The 379-nt window shown below is 52.0% G+C and carries 1 protein-coding gene; it reads left to right on the plus strand.

What is annotated here, in order from left to right; genetic code table 11:
* On the plus strand, positions 1 to 379 hold a 379-nt coding region (locus ACP7H9_RS14230), incomplete at both ends, for an efflux RND transporter permease subunit (protein WP_439222935.1).

Genomic DNA, 379 nt, shown 5'->3' on the forward strand with positions numbered 1-379 from the left:
ACAAGAATAACGGTAACGTTGGTGGTTGGTATATGCCCCGCGGTCAGGAGCAGTTGGTTATTCGCGGCACCGGCTGGTTGGATAGCGGTAAAAAAGGCCTGCAACAAATACGACAAATACCGCTCAAAACCGTTGACGGCGTTTCCGTAACACTGAGCCAGGTTGCCGACGTCGAAATCGGTAGTGAAATTCGCCAGGGGGCGGTCTCAATGTCGCGTAAAGTCGACGGCGAGGTCAACCAGCTGGGCGAAGTGGTATCGGGTATTGTGCTCAAACGCATGGGCTCGAATACCAAAGCCACTATCGACGGTATTAAAAAGCGCATTCCGCTTATTCAGCAAGCATTACCCGAGGGTGTCACCTTTGAGCCGTATTATGA

The organism is Idiomarina sp. ST20R2A10 (assembly GCF_051842345.1).
GTDB lineage: Bacteria > Pseudomonadota > Gammaproteobacteria > Enterobacterales > Alteromonadaceae > Idiomarina > Idiomarina loihiensis.